Origin of the sequence: Micromonospora ferruginea (assembly GCF_013694245.2) — a bacterium.
GTDB classification, from domain to species: domain Bacteria; phylum Actinomycetota; class Actinomycetes; order Mycobacteriales; family Micromonosporaceae; genus Micromonospora; species Micromonospora robiginosa.
This window is the reverse complement of record NZ_CP059322.2, coordinates 140091-160991: the sequence shown is the minus strand read 5'-3', so window position 1 is coordinate 160991 and position 20901 is coordinate 140091. Positions and strand designations below refer to the sequence as shown.

21 protein-coding genes are annotated in these 20901 nt (G+C 74.5%); 4 read left to right on the top strand and 17 right to left on the bottom strand.

Annotated elements, in window-relative coordinates; all coding sequences use genetic code 11:
* Positions 1 to 30: 30 nt before the first annotated feature.
* The 4 genes from H1D33_RS00805 to pepN all read right to left on the bottom strand — a co-directional run bounded on the left by H1D33_RS00805 (position 31) and on the right by pepN (position 4380).
* Complete coding sequence (locus H1D33_RS00805) at positions 31 to 660, bottom strand: histidine phosphatase family protein (protein WP_181569847.1); 630 nt, start codon at positions 658 to 660, stop codon at positions 31 to 33.
* On the bottom strand, positions 657 to 1028 hold the full coding sequence (gene rsfS / locus H1D33_RS00800; protein WP_181572514.1) for a ribosome silencing factor: 372 nt from the start codon (positions 1026 to 1028) through the stop codon (positions 657 to 659). The genes H1D33_RS00805 and rsfS overlap by 4 nt, the downstream gene beginning before the upstream one ends.
* A 146-nt stretch (positions 1029 to 1174) precedes the next feature.
* Positions 1175 to 1771 carry a nicotinate-nucleotide adenylyltransferase gene (gene nadD / locus H1D33_RS00795; protein WP_181569848.1) on the bottom strand — a complete coding sequence of 199 codons (597 nt, stop codon included), beginning with the start codon at positions 1769 to 1771 and terminating at the stop codon, positions 1175 to 1177.
* Positions 1772 to 1863: 92 nt separating this feature from the next.
* Positions 1864 to 4380 (bottom strand): aminopeptidase N, encoded by a 2517-nt coding sequence (pepN, locus tag H1D33_RS00790; RefSeq protein ID WP_181569849.1) that lies wholly within the window; start codon positions 4378 to 4380, stop codon positions 1864 to 1866.
* Between the two features lie 66 nt (positions 4381 to 4446).
* Here pepN and H1D33_RS00785 point away from each other — a divergent pair, with 66 nt between their 5' ends.
* Positions 4447 to 4665 carry a DUF397 domain-containing protein gene (locus tag H1D33_RS00785; RefSeq protein ID WP_013287999.1) on the top strand — a complete coding sequence of 73 codons (219 nt, stop codon included), beginning with the start codon at positions 4447 to 4449 and terminating at the stop codon, positions 4663 to 4665.
* Between the two features lie 10 nt (positions 4666 to 4675).
* Here H1D33_RS00785 and H1D33_RS00780 read toward each other — a convergent pair whose 3' ends face one another.
* Positions 4676 to 5065, bottom strand: a complete 390-nt coding sequence (locus H1D33_RS00780; RefSeq protein WP_181569850.1) for a hypothetical protein — start codon at positions 5063 to 5065, stop codon at positions 4676 to 4678.
* 250 nt (positions 5066 to 5315) lie between these two features.
* On the opposite strand from H1D33_RS00780, the gene H1D33_RS00775 reads away from it, so the two are divergent.
* The gene (locus tag H1D33_RS00775; protein ID WP_181569851.1) at positions 5316 to 6563 is read left to right on the top strand and encodes a cytochrome P450; all 1248 of its coding nucleotides are present in this window, start codon (positions 5316 to 5318) and stop codon (positions 6561 to 6563) included.
* An 82-nt stretch (positions 6564 to 6645) separates the two neighbouring features.
* Positions 6646 to 7722 (top strand): glycosyltransferase family 2 protein, encoded by a 1077-nt coding sequence (locus H1D33_RS00770; RefSeq protein WP_181569852.1) that lies wholly within the window; start codon positions 6646 to 6648, stop codon positions 7720 to 7722.
* A gap of 46 nt (positions 7723 to 7768) precedes the next feature.
* On the opposite strand, the gene H1D33_RS00765 is transcribed toward H1D33_RS00770, so the two are convergent.
* The 3 genes from H1D33_RS00765 to H1D33_RS00755 are packed head-to-tail and all read right to left on the bottom strand — an operon-like array spanning position 7769 to position 9667.
* Positions 7769 to 8407, bottom strand: a complete 639-nt coding sequence (locus H1D33_RS00765) for a DUF3618 domain-containing protein (protein WP_181569853.1) — start codon at positions 8405 to 8407, stop codon at positions 7769 to 7771.
* Complete coding sequence (locus tag H1D33_RS00760; protein ID WP_181569854.1) at positions 8404 to 8856, bottom strand: phage holin family protein; 453 nt, start codon at positions 8854 to 8856, stop codon at positions 8404 to 8406. Before H1D33_RS00760 ends, H1D33_RS00765 begins: the two co-directional genes overlap by 4 nt.
* 31 nt (positions 8857 to 8887) lie before the next feature.
* Positions 8888 to 9667 (bottom strand): hypothetical protein, encoded by a 780-nt coding sequence (locus H1D33_RS00755; protein WP_181569855.1) that lies wholly within the window; start codon positions 9665 to 9667, stop codon positions 8888 to 8890.
* Positions 9668 to 9864: 197 nt separating this feature from the next.
* Between H1D33_RS00755 and H1D33_RS00750 the strand changes: the two genes are divergently transcribed.
* Positions 9865 to 10335 (top strand): DUF4383 domain-containing protein, encoded by a 471-nt coding sequence (locus H1D33_RS00750; protein ID WP_181569856.1) that lies wholly within the window; start codon positions 9865 to 9867, stop codon positions 10333 to 10335.
* Between the two features lie 62 nt (positions 10336 to 10397).
* Here the strand turns inward: H1D33_RS00750 and H1D33_RS00745 are convergent, their stop codons facing one another.
* From H1D33_RS00745 to H1D33_RS00705, 9 genes are all read right to left on the bottom strand, one after another.
* Entirely contained in the window at positions 10398 to 10865 is a 468-nt protein-coding gene (locus H1D33_RS00745; protein ID WP_181569857.1) for a GNAT family N-acetyltransferase, read from the bottom strand.
* 70 nt (positions 10866 to 10935) lie between these two features.
* Positions 10936 to 12405 (bottom strand): GTPase ObgE, encoded by a 1470-nt coding sequence (gene obgE, locus H1D33_RS00740; RefSeq protein ID WP_181569858.1) that lies wholly within the window; start codon positions 12403 to 12405, stop codon positions 10936 to 10938.
* 90 nt (positions 12406 to 12495) lie between these two features.
* Complete coding sequence (gene rpmA / locus H1D33_RS00735; RefSeq protein ID WP_088960747.1) at positions 12496 to 12750, bottom strand: 50S ribosomal protein L27; 255 nt, start codon at positions 12748 to 12750, stop codon at positions 12496 to 12498.
* Positions 12751 to 12761: 11 nt separating this feature from the next.
* The gene (gene rplU / locus H1D33_RS00730; protein ID WP_091072401.1) at positions 12762 to 13079 is read right to left on the bottom strand and encodes a 50S ribosomal protein L21; all 318 of its coding nucleotides are present in this window, start codon (positions 13077 to 13079) and stop codon (positions 12762 to 12764) included.
* Between the two features lie 188 nt (positions 13080 to 13267).
* On the bottom strand, positions 13268 to 13738 hold the full coding sequence (locus tag H1D33_RS00725; RefSeq protein WP_181569859.1) for a hypothetical protein: 471 nt from the start codon (positions 13736 to 13738) through the stop codon (positions 13268 to 13270).
* Between the two features lie 118 nt (positions 13739 to 13856).
* Positions 13857 to 17027: an Rne/Rng family ribonuclease gene (locus tag H1D33_RS00720; RefSeq protein ID WP_181569860.1), complete on the bottom strand. Its 3171-nt coding sequence runs from the start codon at positions 17025 to 17027 to the stop codon at positions 13857 to 13859.
* Positions 17028 to 17158: 131 nt separating this feature from the next.
* Positions 17159 to 17878, bottom strand: a complete 720-nt coding sequence (locus H1D33_RS00715) for a TIGR03936 family radical SAM-associated protein (RefSeq protein ID WP_181572515.1) — start codon at positions 17876 to 17878, stop codon at positions 17159 to 17161.
* Positions 17879 to 18103: 225 nt separating this feature from the next.
* Complete coding sequence (gene mycP, locus H1D33_RS00710) at positions 18104 to 19402, bottom strand: type VII secretion-associated serine protease mycosin (protein ID WP_246411763.1); 1299 nt, start codon at positions 19400 to 19402, stop codon at positions 18104 to 18106.
* Positions 19403 to 19412: 10 nt separating this feature from the next.
* A complete protein-coding gene (locus H1D33_RS00705; RefSeq protein ID WP_181569861.1) occupies positions 19413 to 20894 on the bottom strand; it encodes a hypothetical protein in 1482 nt (493 codons plus the stop codon).
* Positions 20895 to 20901 lie beyond the last annotated feature (7 nt).

Genomic DNA, 20901 nt, shown 5'->3' with positions numbered 1-20901 from the left:
TGTCGCCGCCGCGCGCCGGGGCCGAAGGGCTCAGACCGCGTCGGTGAGCGCCGGCTGGGTGATCAGCCCGACATTGTGCGCGCGCAGGTGCCAGCCCCGGACGTCGTCGTGGCGCAGCTCGGTCCAGTGGCAGTTGGCCAGCGAGCCGACGCTGCGCAGCACGGCGTGGTCCCAGCCGAGCAGGTGGCCGACGCCCTGCCGGGCGCCACCGCCGTGGGTGGTCACCACCACGGTGCCGCCGGCGGCCAGGTCGGCCGCGTCGCGGAACGCGGCGCCGAGCCGTCTGCCGAGGTCGTCGAGGTTCTCGATGCCGGCGCCGGGGTCGGGGTCGCCGGCGCGCCAGCGGGCGTAGTCGTCGGGGAACCGCTCGGCGACCTCGGTCAGGGCCAGGCCCTGCCACCGGCCGAAGTGCCGCTCGCGCAGCCGGGCGTCGGAGCGGACCGGAAGCCCGGTCAGCGCGGCCAGCGCGGCGGCGGTGTCGGCGGCCCGGCGCAGGTCACTGGCGACGATGGCGTCGGGGCGCAGCGCGGCCAGCACCGGCGCGGCGGCGCGGGCCTGCTCCCGGCCGAGGTCGTTGAGCGGCACGTCGGTCTGGCCCTGGACCCGGCTCTCGGCGTTCCAGTCGGTGTTGCCGTGCCGCCAGACGATCAGGCGGGTCATTCGGCGGTGGCGGTGCCGGCGGCCGAGTCGGCCAGGTCGCGATCCACGAACGGGATCTGCGGGCAGTCCTTCCAGAGCCGGTCGAGCGCGTAGAACTCGCGCTCCTCGGTGTGCTGCACGTGCACCACGATGTCGACGTAGTCGAGCAGCACCCAGCGACCGCCCCGCTCGCCTTCGCGGCGGACCGGCTTGGCCTTCTCCGGCAGCTCCAGCAGGCGCTCCTCGATGGCGTCGACGATGGCGAGCACCTGACGCTCGTTCGGCGCCGAGGCGACCAGGAACGCGTCGGTGATGGCGAGCTGGTCACCGACGTCGATGACGACGATGTCCTGCGCCTTCTTGTCGGCCGCGGCCTGGGCGGCGGCCATCGCCAGCTCGTACGCGCGCTCGGGAATGGTGGTCACCGTTCTCCTTCGATCATCCGTGCGACCCTCCAAGCCTCTCACACCCGGCGGTGCGGCGACTTGCCAGTTCTGGTCGGTTTCCGGGATGAACAGGGACGTAACGGGCGGAATCAGCGCTGGTAGAGCCGCCGTTTGGCGATGTACTGCACCACACCGTCCGGCACCAGGTACCAGACCGGCTCCCCCCGGCCCACCCGGGCGCGGCAGTCGGTCGAGGAGATGGCCATCGCCGGCACCTGCACCAGGCTGACCGAGTCGGCCGGGAGGTGCTGGTCGGACAGCTCGAAGCCGGGCCGGGTCACGCCGATGAAGTGGGCCAGTTCGAGGACCTCGTCCAGGTCCTTCCAGGAGAGGATGCGCTCCAGCGCGTCCGCGCCGGTGATGAAGAACAGTTGCGCCTTCGGGCCGTACTCGGCGTGCAGGTCACGCAGCGTGTCGACGGTGTAGGTGGGGCCGCCGCGGTCGATGTCCACCCGACTCACCTGGAAGCGTGGGTTGGAGGCGGTGGCGATCACCGTCATGAGGTAACGGTCCTCGGCCGGGCTGACCGGTTCGTCCGCCTTCTGCCACGGTTGCCCGGTCGGCACGAAGACCACCTCGTCCAGGCCGAACCGGTCGGCCACCTCGCTCGCCGCCACCAGGTGACCGTGGTGGATCGGGTCGAACGTGCCGCCCATGATGCCGATCCGCCGGATGTCTTCCTCCACCCCGCGATCCTAGGCCGCGCGACGGTGGCCCTCGGGCGGGGTCGCCGGGGCTCGCGCCGGGCGGGTGCCTGACCCACCCGGCGCGTCGCCGGTCAGGCGCCCGCGGCGGCCACCGCCGTCCGGGCCACCAGCGCCCGGCGCAGGTCGTCGTCCAGGTCGACGACCCGCCGGCGCAGCCCCGGCGTGAGGTCGTCGCGCGCCAGCAGCGCCGCGGCCATCTCCCGGGTGGGCTGCGCCACGGCGTAGCGCGGGAAGGCCAACCCGGCGACCCGGTCCGCCACCCAGGCGGTACGGAGCCGCGCGGTCGCCGGCATGTCGGCGAAGAACCGCTCGACGTACTCGGCGGTCAGCTCCGCCTGCTCCGGCTGCCAGAACCCCTCAGCGGTGGCCTCCACCAGCCGGTTCGACAACTCGGTGTTGCTGGTGACGATCTCCCAGGCGACGCGCTTGGCGTCGGCGTCAGGCAGCGCCGCGCGGCAGCCGGCCGCCCGCTCGGTGCCGGTGGCGCTACGGTCGGCGGCCGACTCGGCGGCGATCTCCGGTTCGCCCGCGCCGCCCAGCACCACCAGCCGGTGCAGCAGCTCCCAGCGCAGGTCGGCGTCGACCGCCAGCCCCTCCGGCACCCGCTCGCCGGCCAACCAGGCGGTGAGCAGCCCGGTGTCCGTGGTGGCGCCGATCAGCCCACGGGCCGCGGCGAGTTGCAGCGACCCACCCGCCGGAGCGCCCGCCAGCAGCGTCTGGCACGCACCGGCGATCCGCAGCAGCGCCGCGTCCCGGGCCAGCGGGTCCAGGTAGCGGTCGACGAGGCTGCGGCTCAACGCGAGCACGTCCTCGGCGATGATCACCTCGGTCTCGGTCGGCAACGCGGCGGCGATCAGCGTGACCAGCTCGGCGACGGGTCGCTCGCCGTCGGTGGCGGCGTCCAGCGCCTCGCCCCAGAGCAGCGCGCGGGCCAGCGGGTCGGTGAGGCGGGGAAGCAGCGCCGGCACCGCGTCGGCGGAGGCCGGGTCGAGCCGGATCTTGGCGAAGGTGAGGTCGCCGGCGTTGGGCAGCAGCAGGCCGGTGGCGGGCTGACCGACCAGCTCGGGCAGTGAGGTGCGACCGCCCTCGGCGGCCGGGTCGAGATCGACCTCGAACCGGCGCACCGGGCCGTCGGCGGGATGGTGAGCCACCCCGATGCGGTGGGGACGCAGCACCGGGTGGCTGTCCGGCGCGGTCTGCACCACGCTCACCTCCGTCCAGCGCCCGTCGGCGTCCACCGCGGTCTGGACCCGCAGCGTGTTGACCTGTGCCCGGCGCAGCCACACGTCGGCCCAGCCGGCCAGGTCACGGCCGCCGGCCGAGGCCAGACTGTCGAGCAGGTCGGCGAGGGTGGCGTTGCCGAACCGATGCTTCGCGAAGTGCGCGTTCAGGCCGGCGAGGAACGCGTCGTCGCCGAGCCACGCGACGAGCTGGCGCAGCACGCCGGCGCCCTTGGCGTAGGAGATGCCGTCGAAGTTGAGCAGGCCGGCCGCGGCGTCGACGACCTCCTCCGGGGCCACCGGGTGGGTGGACGGACGCTGGTCGGCCGCGTAGCCCCAGGCCTTGCGACGCAGCGCGAACGTGGTCCACGCCTGGTCGAACCGGGTGGCCTCGGCGGTGACCCGGGTGCCCAGGTATTCCGCGAAGGACTCGTTGAGCCAGAGGTCGTCCCACCAGCGCATGGTGACCAGGTCGCCGAACCACTGGTGCGCCATCTCGTGGGCGATGACGGTGGCCCGGTATTCGCGCTGGGAGTCGGTGACCGCGGAGCGGAAGACGTAGTCGTCGCGCAACGTGACCAGGCCCGGGTTCTCCATCGCGCCCGCGTTGAACTCCGGCACGAACGCCTGGTCGTACTTGCCGAACGGATAGCGCTCGGCGAAGAGCTGGTGGAACCGGTCGAGGCACTGCCGGGTGACGGTGAAGATCTCGTCCGCGTCGGCGTCGAGGTGCGGGGCGAGCGAACGCCGGCAGTAGAGGCCGAGCGGGATGCCGTCGTGCTCGGAGCGCAGCACGTGCCAGGGGCCGGCGACCAGCGAGACGAAGTAGGTGGCCAGCGGCGCGGTGGGGGCGAACTCCCACCGCCCGGGCGCCGGCCGGTCGGCGAGCCGGCCGTTGGCCGCCACCGTCCACTCCGGCGGCGCGGTGACCGTCAGCGTCACCGGGGCCTTCAGGTCGGGCTGGTCGAACGCGGCGAAGATGCGCGGACCGTCGTCCAGGAAGGACATCGCGTAGAGGTAGGTCTCGCCGTCGGCCGGGTCGACGAAGCGGTGCAGGCCCTCGCCGGTGTTGGAGTAGGCCATCTCGGCCTCGACGGTGAGCGTGTGGGTCCCGGCCAGCCCGGTGAGCGGCAGCCGCCCGTCGGCGAGCGTCGCCGGATCGAGGTCACGGTCGTCGAGGCGGGCCCGCAGGAGTCGGCGGGGTTTGACGTCGACGAAGGTCCCGGTGCCGGGGGTGGCCCGGAACCGGATGGTGGCGGTGGAGCGGAACCGCTCGGCGTCGCCGGTCAGGTCGAGGTCCACCTGGTAGGACTCGACCGTGATCGACGCGCCACGCGCGGTTGCCTCTGCACGGGTCAGGCTCGGCATCCGCTTATCCTGCCCGATGAGGTCCGCACGGGCCTTCCCGTGACACGTGGCGATGGAGGAACAACGATGGGTCAGCACCCCAAGGGCGATTTCGACCTTTCTCGGGCGGTTTGGCAGCGAGCCGAGGGCGACACGTCCGAGGGGGCGGTCGAGGTGGCCTTCGTCGACGACCTGATCGGCATGCGCAACTCGGCCGAGCCGGACGGCCCCGTCCTGGTCTTCACCCAGGCCGAGTGGGACGCCTTCGTCGCGGGCGCGCAGGACGGCGAGTTCGACCTGGACTGACCCCGTCGGGTCAGTCACCGTCGCCCCAGCCGAGCCCGCCCGGGCCGGGCGCGTGGTGGAAGCCGGGATGGCCGGCCACGTCGGCGCAGCGCTCGCCGTCGGGCCCGAGCGCACCGCAGAACAGCCGCTCGGCGCGGTGCCAGGCGTCCGCCGGGGACAGCGCCGCCGCGCCGAGCGCCAGCTCCGGGCGGAGCAGGTCGAGCGCTTCGGCGTACGCGACGGCCAGCTCGCGCGCGACGGCGGGATCGGCGGCCGCGAAGCCCAGATGCACGGTGAAGAACCGCGGTGGGCGGGCCCCGGGGCGCCGGGGCCCGCCGATCAGCGGTTCCTCCCGGCCGCCGCCCCGCAGCCCGGCCACCGCGTCGCGGTGCCGCCGCCGTGCCGCCCGGTCGTCACGCATCCGTGCCCCTCCCCCGCCTCCGGTGACCCCGCCGGACCTCGCGCCGGCGGGGCCGGACCGGCTGTCGCCGATCCGTGAGTCGAGCCAACCAGCTTTTCCGCCCCCGGGGAGGGGCCAGCCCCGCTCCGATTGCCCGACGACTGCCCTCACCCGGGTTGAGCTGGGGAAACGGAGGATTCGGTCGGGTCGCCCCGGGTAGGTAGCGGACAACGTCGTGCACGGCGGCCGACCCGCGTCAGGAGCAGCCGAGATGAGCACCATGCCGAGCGACCGGAGCCCGGACAGCACGCTGGCGTTCCTCCGTGAGGGCTACCGCTTCGTGGGCGCGCGCTGCGACCGGTTCGGCAGCGACGTGGTGCAGACCCGGCTGCTCCTGGAACCGACGATCTGCCTGCGCGGCCGGGACGCCGCCGAGCTGTTCTACGACGAGGAGCGGTTCGTCCGGCGCGGGGCGACGCCGTTGCGCGGGCAGCGCACGCTGACCGGGGTCGGCGGCGTGCAGGGCCTCGACGGGGCGGCGCACCGGGCCCGCAAGGCGATGTTCATGTCGATCATGACGCCGGACGCGATCCGCCGGCTCGGGCAGCTCTTCGCCGACGAGTGGCGGGCCCGCATCCCGACCTGGGCGGCGAACGGCCCGGTGGTGCTCTACGACGAGGTGGGCCGGATGCTGACCCGGGCGGTCTGGGCCTGGGCCGGCGTACCGCTGGCCGAGTCCGACGTGCGCCGGCGGACCGCCGAGATGCACGCCATGATCGAGGGGCCGGCCGTGCTGGGCCCGAAGCACTGGCGCGGCCTGATCGGCCGCCGCCGGGCCGAACGGTGGGCCCGCGCGCTGGTCGAGCGGGTACGCGCCGGCGCGCTGCCCGCCCCCGAGGGCAGCGCGCTGCGGGTGATCGCCGAACACCGCGACGAGCAGGGCGTGCCGTTGCCGCCCCGGATCGCCGCGGTGGAGCTGCTCAACGTGCTGCGCCCCACGGTCGCGGTGGACCGGTACGTGGTCTTTCTCGCGCTGGCGCTGCACGACCATCCGCACTGGCGGGACCGGGTACGCGCCGACGACGCCACCGCCGAGCAGTTCGTGCAGGAGGTCCGCCGCTACTACCCGTTCTTCCCGCTCGCCGCGGCCCGGGTCCGCCGCTCGTTCGACTGGCGGGGGTACGCGTTCCCGCAGGGCCGCCGCGTGCTGCTCGACCTGTACGGGACGAACCACCACCCGGAGATCTGGCCGGAGCCGGAGCGGTTCCGCCCGGAACGCTTCGCCGGCTGGCGGGACGACCCGTTCGGCCTGATCCCGCAGGGCGGCGGCGACCACCGCACCGGGCACCGCTGCGCCGGGGAGTGGATCACGATCGAGCTGATGAAACAGGCGGTGGCCGCGCTGACCGGCGCGATGAGCTACCGGGTCCCGCCGCAGGACCTCGCGCTGGACCTGAGCCGGATGCCGACGCTGCCGCCCAGCGGACTGATCGTGGACGGGGTGCGGCCGGCCGGGTGACCGGGGGCCGACCGGATCCGCACGAGCCGGTTTCACGGGTCGTATTCCGGCAACTCGCGGAGCCCATCCGACGGGAGGCGACGTGACCCGCACCGCTCCGGCCCGCCCGCGCCCCGCCCGGGCCGCCGCCGGGCCCGCGCCGGCCCGGCTGCCGATGGCGTACGTCCTGCCGCTGCGCGCCACCGACGACCACGGGCTCGACGAGCTGACCGGATACCTGCGCGAGCTGTCCCGGTGGGTCGACGTGGTGGTGGTCGACGGCTCGCCGCCGGGCCGGTACGCCCGGCACGCCGCCGCCTGGCGGGGGCTGGTCCGGCACGTCCCGCCGGATCCCGCGCTGCGCGGGCGCAACGGCAAGGTGCTCAGCGTGCTCACCGGCGTCGCGCTGGCCCGCCACGAGCACGTGGTGATCGCCGACGACGACGTCCGGTACGACCTGCCGGCGCTGCGGGCCGTGCACGAGCTGCTCGACCGGGTGGACCTGGTCCGGCCGCAGAACCACTTCGACCCGCTGCCCTGGCACGCCTGGTGGGACACCGGCCGGACGCTGCTCGCCCGGGCGCTGGGCGGGGACTGGCCGGGCACGCTGGCGGTACGTCGGGGCACGTTCCTGGCCATGGGCGGCTACGACCCGGACGTGCTCTTCGAGAACCTGGAGCTGCACCGGACCGTGCGCGCGTACGGCGGCAGCACGGCCGGCCCGGCCTGGCTGTACGTTCGGCGGCGCCCACCGGTCGCCGCGCACTTCCTCGGCCAGCGGGTCCGCCAGGCGTACGACGAGACGGCCCGACCGGCGTGGCTGCTGGCCTCGCTGGCGGTGCTGCCGGCCACGGCCGCCGCGCTCGCCGCCCGCCGCCCGGGGCTGCTGCTGCGGGCCGGGCTGGTCGCGGTCGCGGTGGCGGAGCTGGGCCGGCGACGGGCCGGTGGGGCGCGGGTCTTCCCGGCGCACGCCACGCTCGCCGCGCCGCTGTGGCTGCTGGAACGCGGGGTGTGCGGGTGGCTCGCGGTGGGCCTGCGGCTGCGCGGCGGGGCGCCCTACGCGGGCAGCCGGCTGAGGGTGGCCGCGCACTCCTCCCGCACGTTGCGCAAGCGGCTGGCCCGCCGCCCGGACGAGTTGGCCGGCTGGGTCGAGACGTGCGAAGGCGGGGGCCCTTGTTAACGCCTGGGCGATAAGAAGGGCCCCCGCCTAACACGAGGGGCGGTGGTCAGGACCGGGCCTGGTGCGCGCTCTCCCGCACGTCCTGCGCGGCGCTGCGGCTGTCGTCCCTGACCGCGTGCGCGGCGTCCTGCGCGGTCGAGCGCACCGACTCGGCGGCGTGCTGGGCCGGCTCGCGCAGCTCGTCCTTCAGCTCGCCGGCGACCTCGCCCAGCTTCTCCTTGACCACGCCGCTGTGCTCGGTCGCCTTCTCCTTGACCTGCGCGGCGAGTTCCTGCTCACGACGGGTGGCCGGGATCAGCGAGGAGACCAGCATGCCGACGCCGAAGGCGATCACGCCGGCGGCGATCGGGTTGCCCTGGGACTTCTGCCGCACCACCTGCGGCGCCCGCTGGGCGGCCTCGCCCACCGTGGAGGCGGCGGAGTGCGCCTTGTCGCCCACCGTGGAGGCGGCCGAGGAGGCGTGATCCCCCACCGAGTGGGCGGCGTGGCCGGTGCTGTGGCCGAGGTCGGAAGCGGTTCCCATCACCTTGTCCTTCACGTTCGTCAGCGCGCTGCGCACGCGCTGCTTGCGGTCGTCGACGATGCGGCCCGGACTGACCTTGTACGCCAGGGCGTCCACGTCCGAGCTGAGGTTGTTGCGGGTGGCTTCGATCTCGCGGCGGATCTGGTCGGGATCGGTGCTCATCGGGTGACTCCCTCCGGGTGCGGCTTGAGCGCGTCGGGGATGCGCTGCACGCTGTCGTTGGTCTGCTTCAGGCCGCGGATCTGCTCGGCGTTCTTCTTCGCCTTCGAGTAGAGGACCGCGGCGATCACGGCCCACACCACGGCCACGATGAGCGCGGCCAGGCCGGAGTCCATGACGTTGTCGAGGAACTGCCACACCGCGATCGAGACGAAGAGCGCCACCATGTAGCCGCCGAAGCCGGCGCCGCCGTACAGGCCGGCCGCCTTGCCGGCCTTCTTGCCCTCCTGGCGGATCTCGGCCTTGGCCAGCTCGACCTCCTGCCGCATCAGCGTGGAGAGGTCGCCGGTGACCTGGCTCATGAGCTGCCCGATCGAGGTGGCCCGCACCTCGTCGGCCTGGTGCGGGGCACCCGGCGCCTGGTAGCCCGGGTCCTGCGTCGGCACGGTCATGCCGTCGCCTCCCTTCTGCCGGTCCGGCGGCTCACGGGCGCGGGGCGCCGGTGGACGGGACGCCCGGCAGCGGGTCGGTCCGGGTGGGCGGGGGCAGCGGCTGGCCGGTGCCGCCGACCGGGTCGGCATAGGTGTCCGGGGCGCCGCCCGGGTAGGTCGCGCCCGGCGCGGAGTAGCCCGGGTCCGGCTCGGCGTAGCTGCCCGGGGTCGGGTCCAGGTAGCCGCCCGGCGGCGTCTGGGCCGGCACGACCGGCGCGGTCGGGATGACGGCGGTCCGGTCCGGGTCGTACGACTGCCCGGCGCCGCCGTCGTTGCCCACCGCGGCGATGTTCCGGGTGAGCCGGCCGGCGACCACACCCAGCAGGGCGGCGCCGACCAGGAACGTGCCGGGGTTGCGGCGGGCGTAGCCCTTCACCTCGTTGAGCAGGTCGCCCGGCTCCCGCTGCTCCAGCCAGCCGGCCACGCCGTGCACCCGCTCGGCGGCCTGGTGGGCCAGCTCGGTGACCGGCCCGGAGCCGCCACCCTGCTGCGCCATCGACCGCATCTCGTCGGCCAGCGACCGCAGGCCGCTGGCGGCCCGCTGCTGCTGCTGACCGGCCTGCGAGGTGACCTGGCCGCGGGCCTCGCCGTAGAGGTCGCGGGCCTGCCGCCTGGCCTCGCCCACCACCTCCCGGCCCTGCTCCTTGGCGGTCTGCGCCACCGCGCCGCCCGCGTTCACGGCATCGTTGCCGACCTGGCGCGCCTGGTCGCGTACGCCGCCGCCGTTCGTCGACTCGTACGTGGCGGACGTGGGGGAAAGATCCTGAGTCATGGTGTCCCTTCCGCTCGTGATCCAGCGGTTTTCGAATATCGGGGGGCACGCGATTACTTTCCGCGTGACAACTGCCCTACCCCCGGTCGCCGGGTCCATGCCTGATTCGCCATTTCTCTGCGGCGGCGGCCCGCACCGGTCACAGAATGGGGTGCCGCCCGCCCGGGCGGTGAGCAGCTCCGACGGGGGTGACCGTGATGGCACGCGAACACGCATCGGCCCGGCCAGCCGTGCAGAAGGTCGCCCTCGCGGCGGCGGCCCTCTTCGTGCTGATCGGCGTGCTCGGCTTCGTTCCCGGCGTCACCACGCACTACGGCGAGATGACGTTTGCCGGGCACCACTCCGGCGCGAAGCTGCTCGGGCTGTTCCAGGTGTCGGTGCTGCACAACCTGGTGCACCTGCTCTTCGGGCTGGTCGGGCTGGTGGCGGCCCGCCGGCTGGCCGGCGCGCGGGCGTTCCTGGCCGGCGGCGGCGCGCTCTACCTGGTGCTGTGGCTCTACGGCTTCGCCATCGACAGCCGGGAGAGCGCGATCAACTTCGTGCCGGTGAACCACGCCGACAACTGGCTGCACCTGGCGCTCGGCTTCGGCTTGCTCGCCACCGGCCTGCTGCTGAGCAACGACCGAGGCACCGGTAGCCGGCTGGACACCCCGATCGACCGGCCCTGACCAGGCACGACGAGGCCCCGCCGAGCAGGGTGTGAGAAGGGGCCCCTTCTCGACGTCAGGCGTTAGGAAGGGGCCCCTCCTTGCACCGCCACCGGCAGGCGCTTGGCGAAGCACACGCTGTACGGGTTGTCGACGTACTCGCCGTACACGGGGACGGGCCGGTAGCCGGCGGACCGGTAGAGCGCGATCGCCGCCGGCAGGTAGGTGCCGGTCTCCAGGCACACCGCGCGGTGCCCCCGCCGGAACGCCAACTCCTCCAGCGCGGCCAGCACCTGGCGGGCGATTCCCCGACCTCGGAACGCCGGCCGGACGTACATCCGCTTCAGCTCGCCGGTGTCGGCGTCGAGCGCCTGGAGGCCGCCGCAGCCGACCGCCCGGCCGCCCACCACGGCCGCCAGGTAGTGGATGTCGGTGTGCACCACGGTCACCTGACCATCCAGGCCGCCGTCGGCGTCCCGCAGCTCACGCTGCTGAGCGGCGACGAGCGTGGCGATCTCCGGGTCGGTGGCGGGCCGGGATTCGATCAGCATCCGGCCACGCTAGGTCGACCGGATTTCGCGGAGGTTTCCGCGCGACGTCCCCGACACGGACGGAGCCGGACTAGTCGTCGTCCGGGTCGTCCAGGTCGTCCACCGCGGTCTCCGGCGCGCCCTCGATCTCGTCCTCCGGGCGACGGCGGCGGGCCTTGCGCGCCTCCAGCCGGTCGGCGGCCCGGGGACGCGTCGACTTGTCCTCCAGCCGCAGGTCGGTGCCCCGGTTGCCGGGGACGAAGTCGACACCGGCGTAGAGCGTGGGCTGCCAGTCGAACTCCCGCTCGCCGATCCGCACCAGGTCGCCGGCCTGCGCGCCGGCCTTCGCCAGCTTCTCCTCGACGCCCAGGCGGGCCAGCCGGTCGGCCAGATAGCCCACCGCCTCGTCGTTGTCGAAGTTGGTCTGCTTCACCCAGCGCTCCGGCCGGCTGCCCCGCACCGTGTACGAGCCGTCCTCCTCGGCCTCGATGGTGAAGCCGGCGTCGTCGACCGCCTTCGGGCGGATCACGATCCGGGTCGGCTCGGCCGGCGGGGCGGCCCGGCGGCCCTCGTCGACGAGCTGGGCCATCGCGAACGTCAGCTCGCGCAGCCCCTCCCGGGTGGCGCTGGAGACGTCGAAGACGCGGAAGCCGCGGGCCTCCAGGTCGGGGCGGACGATGTCGGCCAGGTCCTTGCCGTCCGGCACGTCGACCTTGTTCAACGCGACCAGCCGCGGCCGGTCGGCGAGCCCGCCGTACTGGGTCAGCTCCGACTCGATGGCGTCGATGTCGGCCAGCGGGTCCCGGCCCGGCTCCAGCGTCGCGGTGTCGACCACGTGCACCAGCACGGCGCAGCGCTCGACGTGGCGGAGGAACTCCAGGCCCAGCCCCTTGCCGGTGGCCGCCCCCGGGATCAGGCCGGGCACGTCGGCGACGGTGAACGTGTGGTTGTCCACCCGGACCACGCCCAGGTTCGGCACCAGCGTGGTGAACGGGTAGTCGGCGATCTTCGGCTTGGCGGCGGAGATCACCGAGATCAGCGAGGACTTGCCGGCGGACGGGAAGCCGACCAGGCCGACGTCGGCGACGCTCTTCAGCTCCAGCACCACGTCGAGCTTGTCGCCCGGCTCGCCCAGTTCGGCGAAGCCCGGCGCCTTGCGGCGGGCGTTGGCCAGCGAGGCGTTGCCCCGGCCGCCCCGACCGCCCCGGGCCGCCTCGAACGTGGTGCCCACGCCGACCAGGTCGGCCAGCACCGCACCGTCGAGGCTCTGCACCACAGTGCCGTTCGGGACCTTGATGACCAGATCGCGGCCGTTGCCGCCGTCGCGGTTCGAGCCGGCCCCGCCCTTGCCGTTCTCGGCCTTCAGGTGCGGCCGGAAGTGGAAGTCGAGCAGCGTGGTGACCTGGGGGTCGACCACCAGCGACACGCTGCCCCCGTGGCCGCCGTTGCCGCCGTCCGGGCCACCGAAGGGCTTGAACTTCTCCCGGTGGATGGAGACACAGCCGTGCCCCCCGTCGCCGGCCTGCATGTGCAGGACGACCCGGTCAACGAACGTCGTCACGACGCCAATCCTTCCAGCGGGGATCCGCCCCGCACGTGGAAAGGCGAAGCGGGCCGGGACCCGAGGTCCGCGGCCCGCTTCGCCTTCGAACTACTGCTGCGGCACGATGCTGACGGTCTTGCGACCGCGCTTGGTGCCGAACTGGACCGCACCGGCCGACAGCGCGAACAGCGTGTCGTCGCCGCCACGGCCGACCAGGTCACCGGGGTGGAACTTGGTGCCACGCTGACGGATGAGGATCTCACCCGCGCTGACGACCTGACCACCGAAGCGCTTCACGCCGAGCCGCTGGGCCGCGGAGTCACGACCGTTGCGCGAGCTGGACGCACCCTTTTTGTGAGCCATTGGAGGACGACCTACTTCCCGCTGTTGGAGATGCCGGTCACCTTGATCTGGGTCAGCGGCTGCCGGTGACCCTGACGCTTGTGGTAGCCGGTCTTGTTCTTGAACTTGTGGATCCGGATCTTCGGGCCCTTGGTGTGCGCGGCGATCTCGCCGGACACCGCGACCTTGGCGAGCTTCGCCGCGTCGGTCACCAGGTCGTCACCGTCGACGAGGAGCACCGCGGTGAGCTTCACCGCGTCACCGGGGGCACCGGTGAGCTTCTCGACCTCGATCACGTCGCCCTCGGCGACCTTGTACTGCTTGCCGCCGGTCTTGACGATCGCGTACATCGGAGGCGGACTCCCTGTCGTTGAGGCTGCTGACGTCTTCACCCACCGTTACCGGTCGGTCGTTCCCACGGCGTCTCGCCGGGAGCCGTGACACCGGCGGCGCGGGCACGCGGGAACTAGGCACACCAAAGTGCGCCGCAGGCAAGCGTACGCCATAGGAGGCCCGCCGCCCAAACCGGGCCCGCCGGTCAGGCCGGGCAGAGCTGGTCGAGGCGCTGCTGGAGCCGGTCGAACTCCGACTCGTCGATCGCCCGCACGTCGGTGCCGAGCTTGCCCACCTCGGTGGACAGGTCCGCCAGGAGGGTACGCAGCCCGGGGTCGGTGGCCTTCTGAGACTGCTCCCGCAGCACGTCCCGCCAGCCCGCCAGGGCGGTCTCCGCGTCCCGCCGGGCGGCCTTCTCCGTGCTGCGGTCCCCGGTGGCGCCGGCCCGCAGCATCTCCGCCAGCTTCGCCACGTACGTCTGCACGGCAGCCGAGCCGGACTGCTTCGCCCGGGCGCAGACACCCGCGTCGCCGGTGGCGGTCGGGGCCGGAGTGGGCGACGTGGCCGCCGGGGCCGGTGAGGCGAAGCCCACCGCGAACGGATCGTCGTTGCGGGCGCAACCCGCCCCGGCCAGCAGCAGCCCGGCCAACGCGGTGACCGCGAACACCCGACGCATGTCTCCTCCCTCCGGGACGCGCCGACCCGACCGGGGGTAGACGGGAAACGGCAGGGCCCCTGCTCGGCACTCTGTTGCCGGAGCGGGGGCCCTGTCAAACGCCACGCAGGTCAGCGCCTCACGGCCGGGTACGCCGCCGGGCGCCGCCACGCCGGGACCGCCGCCGTGGGGTGCCACCGTCGGCGCCCTCGTCGTCGGCCTCGCCGTCACCGAGCGCGTCCGGGTCGTCGGCGGCGGCCAGCCGGGCCGAGTCGCCCTCCTGGCTGTCCGCGACCGCCGGGGTGGCCGACGTGTCGGCGAACCGGGACAGGTCGTAACCCTGGGTGTCGTAGTAGTCGTCGTCGGGGGCCTCGACCACCTCGGCGACGGTCCGGGCCGGCTCGGCGGCGGCCGCCGGCTCCGGCGCGGCCTCCGGGGCGGGCTTCTCCGCGGCCTTGCGACCCCGGCGGCGGCCCTTCTCCTCGGCCGGCGCGACCGCCGAGGCGACCGCCTTGACCTTCTCCCCGGCGCCGCCGCCACGCGGCTTCTCCGGCACCGGCTCGGTGTGGACGACCACACCCCGGCCCTTGCAGCACTCGCAGGTCTCGCTGAACGCCTCCAGCAGGCCCGCGCCGATCCGCTTGCGGGTCATCTGCACCAGGCCCAGCGAGGTGATCTCGGTGACCTGGTGCTTGGTGCGGTCCCGGCCCAGGCACTCGGTGAGCCGGCGCAGCACCAGCTCCCGGTTCGACTCGAGCACCATGTCGATGAAGTCGATCACCACGATGCCACCGAGGTCACGCAGCCGGAGCTGGCGCACGATCTCCTCGGCCGCCTCCAGGTTGTTGCGGGTGACCGTCTCCTCCAGGTTGCCGCCGGAGCCGGTGTACTTGCCGGTGTTGACGTCGACGACGGTCATCGCCTCGGTGCGGTCGATCACCAGCGAGCCGCCGGAGGGCAGGAAGACCTTCCGGTCCAGCCCCTTGAGGATCTGCTCGTCGATCCGGTGCTCGGCGAACACGTCGGTCACCCCGGCGTGCCGGCGCAGCCGCGCGACCAGGTCCGGCGACACGTGCGACAGGTACGACTCGACCACGTCGTACGCCGACTCGCCCTCGATAACCAGCTCGCGGAAGTCCTCGTTGAAGAGGTCCCGGACCACCCGGATGACCAGGTCCGGCTCCTCGTAGAGCAGCACCGGGGCGCCGCCGCCGGCCGCCTTGGCCTGGATGTCCTCCCACTGCGCCTGGAGCCGCTTGACGTCCCGGGCCAGCTCGTCCTCGCTGGCGCCCTCGGCCGCGGTCCGGACGATCACGCCGGCGCCGTCCGGCACCAGCTTCTTGAGGATGTCGCGCAGCCGCTTGCGCTCGGTGTCCGGCAGCTTGCGGCTGATCCCGGAGGCGTTGCCGTTGGGCACGTAGACCAGGTGCCGGCCGGAGAGCGCGACGTGGCTGGTCAGCCGCGCGCCCTTGTGGCCGATCGGGTCCTTGGTGACCTGCACCAGCACCGGGTCGCCGGAGCGCAGCGCCTGCTCGATCGAGCGGGCCCGCCCCTCCAGGCCGGTGGTGTCCCAGTTGACCTCGCCGGCGTACAGCACGGCGTTGCGCCCGCGCCCGATGTCGACGAACGCCGCCTCCATGCTGGGCAGGACGTTCTGCACCTTGCCCAGGTAGACGTTGCCGGCCATGGTGGCGGACGAGTTGCGGGTCACGTAGTGCTCGACCAGCACGCCGTCCTCGAGCACCGCGATCTGGGTGCGGTCGCCGCGCTGGCGCACGACCATGGTCCGGTCGACCGCCTCGCGGCGGGCCAGGAACTCCGACTCGCTCAGGATCGGCGGCCGGGTACGCCGCTGCTCCCGGCCGTCCCGGCGGCGCTGCCGCTTGGCCTCCAGCCGGGTCGACCCGGAGACGCCCTGCACCTCGTCGACGGCCTTGCGCGGCTCACGGATCTTGACGACGGTGGGCACGCCGTCCTCGGCGGTGGTCTCCGCCTCCCCGGCGCCCCGGCGACGGCGACGACGGCGGCGACGGGTCATCCCCTCGCCCTCGGTGTCCTCGTCCTCGGCGGTCTCCTCGGCCTCGGCGTCGGCCGTCTCCGCCGTACCGGACTCCTCGTCCTCGACGTCGTCGGCGCCACCCTTGCCCCGGCCCCGGCCCCGGCGACCGCGACGACGCCGCCGCCGGCCCTCGGCCGTCTCGTCGTCCTCCTCGGCCTCGGCGGTCTCGTCGGCCTCGGCGGTCGGCTCCTCCTCGGCCTCGACCTCGGCCTCGATCGGCTCGGCCTCGCGACGGCCCCGGCGACGGCGACGGCCGGTCTCGGCCGGCTCCTCCGCGGTCTCCTCGGCCACCGGGTAGGTGACCTGGACGTCCGGGGCCTCATCCGGCTGCGGGGGCATGAACAGGACGGTCGGCGCGGAGAGCGCGGCCCGGCGCCGCCGGCCAGTGGTCGGCCGTTCCTCGGCCGCCGCGGCGGCGTCCGGCTCGTCCGCCGGACCCGGCACCGCGGCGCCCGTGGACACCGCGCCGGAGGCGTCGGCGAGCCCACCGGCCCGGGCCAGGTCGACATCGTCGGTACGACGCGACGCGGCCTCCCCGGTCGCGGCGGTACGGCGACGGGTGCGCCGCGCGGGCGCCTCGGCCGGGGTGGGTTCGTCCACGGCGTCCTCGCCCACCGCGTCGGCGTCCTCGTCCTCGCCCGCGTCGAGCGGCGCGCGGCCCTCGGCGATCCCGCCCGCGCCTCCGGGCACCGAGACCGGCCCGTCGACCACGGCATCGGCACGCGGCGCGGCGGGCGGCGCCACGACCGGCCCGGCGCTCAGGGCTTCGGCGGGCGGCTCCACGGCCGGCCCGGCGGCCTCGGCGGGCGCCTCGGTCGGCGACTCGGCAACCGGGGCCGGCTCGGCGGCGGCCGGCGTGGCCTTGCGACGGCGGGTCCGGGTGACCTTGACCGGCGGCACCACCTCGTCCGAGGTGGCTTCCACCCCGGCGACGGCCACCGGCTCCTCGACCGCCTTCGCCGGGGTCGCCTTGCGGCGCCGGCGGGTGGTCTTCGGCGCGGCCTCCAGCTCACCGGCGACCGGCGCGAACACCTCGGCCTGCGGCGACTCGCCGCTGCCGGTGGCCGCGGCGGACGCCTCGACCGGCGCGTCGGTCTGCTCCGGTTGGTTGAGCGGGGCGGCCTTGCGGCGGGTGGCCCGCTTACGGGCGGGCGGCTTCACCTCGGCGGCGCCGGTGGTGCTGTCGGCGGCGGTCGTGTCGGCCGGCTCCGCGCCGGTCCGTTCGCCGCCCTCGGGCTCGTTCTCGAGCATGGACGTTCTCCAGTTCTGGCTGCCCCGGGCGCGGTTGAGCGCTGCCACGCAGGGTTGCCGCAAAGGTGTTTCCGCCGGGCGCGCGGGAGCGCGACCGCCGAAGTCTGCCTGCCAGAGCGCTGACCGTCCGGTCAGTGCCCTCCGATGGCTGCCCCGTCGCGATCCGCGTCCAACGGATCGACGATCTCGCCCTGCGCGGTCAGCGTGCCCTGCGCCAGCCGGATCACCTTCGGAGTGACCGGCGGCACCAGGTCGGCCACCACGCGGAGGCCGGAAAGGACGTCATCGGGTCGCACGGACGGGGTGACCTGCCGCACGACCAGTTCGAGTATCGCACACGGTACGGCCGCCGCTCGGGAAGGCGTCTCAGCCGGCACCGCCGCATCGATGGCGATCACGGCGCTCCGGGTGTCGAACGTGCGCCGGCCCTGCTTGGTCATCCGCTCGACCTGGATCTCCTCGGCGGCCGTGAAGGACGCCACGGCCGCCCGCAGCACGTCCGGGTCGACCTCCGGCAGCTCGATGCGCCAGCGCGACGCCTCGATCCGGTCGGCCAGGCTGCCGCCGGTGGCCTCGACCGCGTCGAGCACGTCGAGCCCGGGTGAGAGCGCGGCGTCCAGGGCCGCCCGGAGCTGCTCCGGGTCGACCGGCTCACGCAGGCCGATCTCCAGGTACTCCGCCTCGCTGGCCACGCCGGTCGGCGCCGCCGAGGCGTACGAGATCTTGGGGTGCGGGGTGAAACCCTGGGAGAAGGCGATCGGCACGCCGGCCCGACGCAGCGCGCGCTCGAAGGCCCGGGCGAAGTCCCGGTGCGAGGTGAACCGCAGCGGCCCACGCTTGGCGTACCGGATGCGGACCCGCTGGACGACGGGCGCCTGGCCGCCCTCGGGTTGAGGCTTTCTGGCGATCGTGAGCTCCTCGGATGTGCCTGCGTGTCCGCCCCATCCTGGCGCAGCCACGGCCGCGGCCCGCGACCGGGGGCCGGCCGGACCGGCCGGCACACGCCGGTGACCACGAGGTCGGCGGCGGAGTCGATCTCCGAGCCGCCCGCCGGCCTCGCGATCGGCAGTCGGTCGTCAGGGGCGGTCCCGGCCCGGCGGGTTCCGGGGTCCGGGGGGTGGCGCGTAGGGGCTCGGGCCGGTCCGGACCGGCGGACCGTGGGCGCCGGCGTCCATCCGGTCGAGCACCTCGTCCGGGACGTCACCCGCCCGGGCCAGCTCGCGGCGGTGCCGGCGCCGGTTCCAGATCAGGAACCCCACCAACGCCAGCAGCACCACCAGCGCCACCGCGATCCCGATACCGACCACCATCACCTGCTGGTCGGTCGGGCCGCCCCGGTCGCCGTACTCGGTCACGTCGAAGTTGTCGTCCTCGCCGGCCGCCGCGGGCGAGGACGCGCCCGGCGCGGCGGTGGCGCCACCCAGCAGCGGGTTCGCCGACACCGACGGGACGTCGGCGGTGAGCGCCGCCACCGGGTCGATCCGGCCGAAGCCGTAACGCGGATCGCGGCCGGGCGGCCCGGCGTCCCGGGCGGTGCGGATGATCCGGTTGATCACGTCGGGCGCGGAGAGCTTCGGGTACTTCGACCGGATCAGCGCCGCGACGCCGGACACGATGGCACTGGAGTCGGAGGTGCCGTCGCCCCAGCCGTAGCCCCGGTCCCGGCCGATGTTGTAGACCTCGTCCCCCGGCGCGGCGATCACCGCCTCCGGCCCCTGCGCCGAGCCGCTCCAGAAGCCGCCGCCCCGGCTGGTGCCGGTCACCGCGATCACCCCGGGGAACTTGGCGGGGGCGGCGATGTCCGGACCGAGCTGCCGGACGTTGCCGGCGCCGGCCACCACGACCACGTCGCGCTCCAGCGCGTACCGGACCGCGGCCACCTCGCCCTCGTCGACGGCGCCCGTGCTGCCGTAGGACAGGTTGATCACCTTCGCGCCGCCGTCGACCGCCATCCGGATGCCGGTCGCGGAGTCCTCCACGGTGAACGACGTGCCGGGCGGCTTCCGGATGGGCAGGATCCGGGCGTCCGGCGCGATGCCGTCCACTCCGGCGCCGTTGGCCGCGATGATCCCGGCCATGTGGGTGCCGTGGCCTTCCGGGTCGCGCCGGCCGTCGCCGGAGTCGCGGGTGCTGGCCCCGCGGAGCACCCGGCCGCGCAGGTCCGGGTGGCCGGCGTCGACGCCGGTGTCCACCAGCCCGACCACGACACCCCGACCGGTGGAGATCTGGTGCGCCCGGTCGATCCGCAGCTCGTCCAGGTACCACTGCTCGGCCCGGCGCGGCGCGGCGCCCGCCGGCTGGGCGGCCCCCAGCACCATCAGGCCGGCCAGCAACCCGGCCGCCACCGGCCGGAGCGCGCCGACGTACACCCTCATCCGTCCGTCCTCATCGCAGGATGCCCGGAGACCCAGCGTCACCGGAACCCCACGGATCGTCGTCCTCAGTCAACCACGACGAGTGCTCGCCACCGCCCCCGCCGTGCCCGGCGCCGCCGCGACCGCCCATCATGCCGCCGCCGCCCATCATCCCGGCGCCGGCCATCCCGCCGCGGGCACCGCCGGCGCCCGCGCCGGTGGCGCCGCGCACCGCGTTGGCCGCGCTGGTCAGCGGCGGAACCTTGCCGTTGCCGCCACCCACCATGCCGGGCAGCGCGCCCACGCCCATCCCGCCGGCCGCGCCGAGACCGCCGCCACCGATGCCGCCGGCGGAGCCGAGACCGGCCCCACCGCCGCCGAAGCCGCCACCCGGGCCGGCCGTGCCCAGCCCGCCGCCACCGCCGCCGAAGCCGCTGCCCGGGCCGCCGGCCGTGATCGTGCCCGGCCCGCCGGCGCCGGCCAGGCCGGTGCCGTAGTCGTGGCCGCCGGAGCCCGGGTAGCCGCTGCCGGAGCCGGGGACACCGCCGGTGACCGGCGGCACGTGCGAGCCGGGACCGCCGGAGCCGCCACCGCCGAAGTCGCCGCCGTCGAGGGTCGGCGGGGGCGTGAACGAGCCGCCACCACCGCCACCGGCGCCACCGCCGATCCCGGTGCTGCCGAGCGAGGGCATCTTGCCGGCGCCACCGCCGCCGCCACCACCGCCGCCCGGCAGGCCGGTGTCCGGCAGGCCCGACGGCGGGGTACGGGTGTCCGGGCGGTAGCCGTCGTCGATGCTGCTGGCCGGCTGGGGCACGGCCAGCTTGGGGCGCTCGGTCTCCACCGCCGTGGGCAGCGGCGACATCGCCTTGTTGGCGGCCACCTGGTTGTCCCGGTACCAGTTGTCCAGATGCGACTTGGTGTCCCACCAGCCGCCACGCTTCTGGTCGCTGGCGTTGCCGTCGACCTTCATGGTCGCCTCGAGGTCGTCGGCCTTGTCGCGGAACGCGCCGTCGGCGTACAGCTCCGGGTGCTGCCCGTAGTCGCTGCGCAGGGAGGCGAGGAAGCCGGACTGGCTCTCCCCGTCGCGGGCGTCGTCCAGCTCGGTGCCGCCGGGCAGGCTCCACTCGTTCCAGCCGAAGTCGTCCATCAGCGGGATCGGGATGCTGGCGACCGCGGTGCGGATGTCACCCTCGATCCGCGACAGCGCCCCGCTGACCCCGCTGGCGTGCGTGATCAGCTCCTCGATGTCCTTGCCGATGCCGCCCAGGTGCTCGCGGTAGGCGTCCCCGCCGCTGCCCTTCCACCCGGCCAGCAGGCCGGGCAGGCCGCCGCTGTGCGGGCGCTCCTGGCCGGGCGCGATCGGGCCGACGAACGAGCGCCCGACCAGCGAGTCGCGCAGGTAGCCCAGCGCGGTGGAGAGGTTGCTCCAACCCGAGCCCACCGACCCCACGGTCTCCGGGTCCGCCGACAGCGTCACCTCGCGCACGGCGCGCTCCCAGGTGCCTCCAGCCATGACCGTC

Coding starts and splice junctions, on each gene's coding strand:
- H1D33_RS00720 (WP_181569860.1), bottom strand. CDS start 17,027: ATGCTCGAGAACGAGCCCGAGGGCGGCGAACGGACCGGCGCGGAGCCG.
- H1D33_RS00765 (WP_181569853.1), bottom strand. CDS start 8,407: ATGAGCACCGATCCCGACCAGATCCGCCGCGAGATCGAAGCCACCCGC.
- H1D33_RS00725 (WP_181569859.1), bottom strand. CDS start 13,738: ATGCGTCGGGTGTTCGCGGTCACCGCGTTGGCCGGGCTGCTGCTGGCC.
- H1D33_RS00760 (WP_181569854.1), bottom strand. CDS start 8,856: ATGACCGTGCCGACGCAGGACCCGGGCTACCAGGCGCCGGGTGCCCCG.
- rplU (WP_091072401.1), bottom strand. CDS start 13,079: ATGTACGCGATCGTCAAGACCGGCGGCAAGCAGTACAAGGTCGCCGAG.
- H1D33_RS00785 (WP_013287999.1), top strand. CDS start 4,447: ATGGGTCAGCACCCCAAGGGCGATTTCGACCTTTCTCGGGCGGTTTGG.
- pepN (WP_181569849.1), bottom strand. CDS start 4,380: ATGCCGAGCCTGACCCGTGCAGAGGCAACCGCGCGTGGCGCGTCGATC.
- H1D33_RS00705 (WP_181569861.1), bottom strand. CDS start 20,894: ATGGCTGGAGGCACCTGGGAGCGCGCCGTGCGCGAGGTGACGCTGTCG.
- H1D33_RS00750 (WP_181569856.1), top strand. CDS start 9,865: ATGGCACGCGAACACGCATCGGCCCGGCCAGCCGTGCAGAAGGTCGCC.
- rpmA (WP_088960747.1), bottom strand. CDS start 12,750: ATGGCTCACAAAAAGGGTGCGTCCAGCTCGCGCAACGGTCGTGACTCC.
- H1D33_RS00775 (WP_181569851.1), top strand. CDS start 5,316: ATGAGCACCATGCCGAGCGACCGGAGCCCGGACAGCACGCTGGCGTTC.
- rsfS (WP_181572514.1), bottom strand. CDS start 1,028: ATGGCCGCCGCCCAGGCCGCGGCCGACAAGAAGGCGCAGGACATCGTC.
- mycP (WP_246411763.1), bottom strand. CDS start 19,402: ATGAGGGTGTACGTCGGCGCGCTCCGGCCGGTGGCGGCCGGGTTGCTG.
- H1D33_RS00780 (WP_181569850.1), bottom strand. CDS start 5,065: ATGCGTGACGACCGGGCGGCACGGCGGCGGCACCGCGACGCGGTGGCC.
- H1D33_RS00755 (WP_181569855.1), bottom strand. CDS start 9,667: ATGACTCAGGATCTTTCCCCCACGTCCGCCACGTACGAGTCGACGAAC.
- H1D33_RS00745 (WP_181569857.1), bottom strand. CDS start 10,865: ATGCTGATCGAATCCCGGCCCGCCACCGACCCGGAGATCGCCACGCTC.
- H1D33_RS00805 (WP_181569847.1), bottom strand. CDS start 660: ATGACCCGCCTGATCGTCTGGCGGCACGGCAACACCGACTGGAACGCC.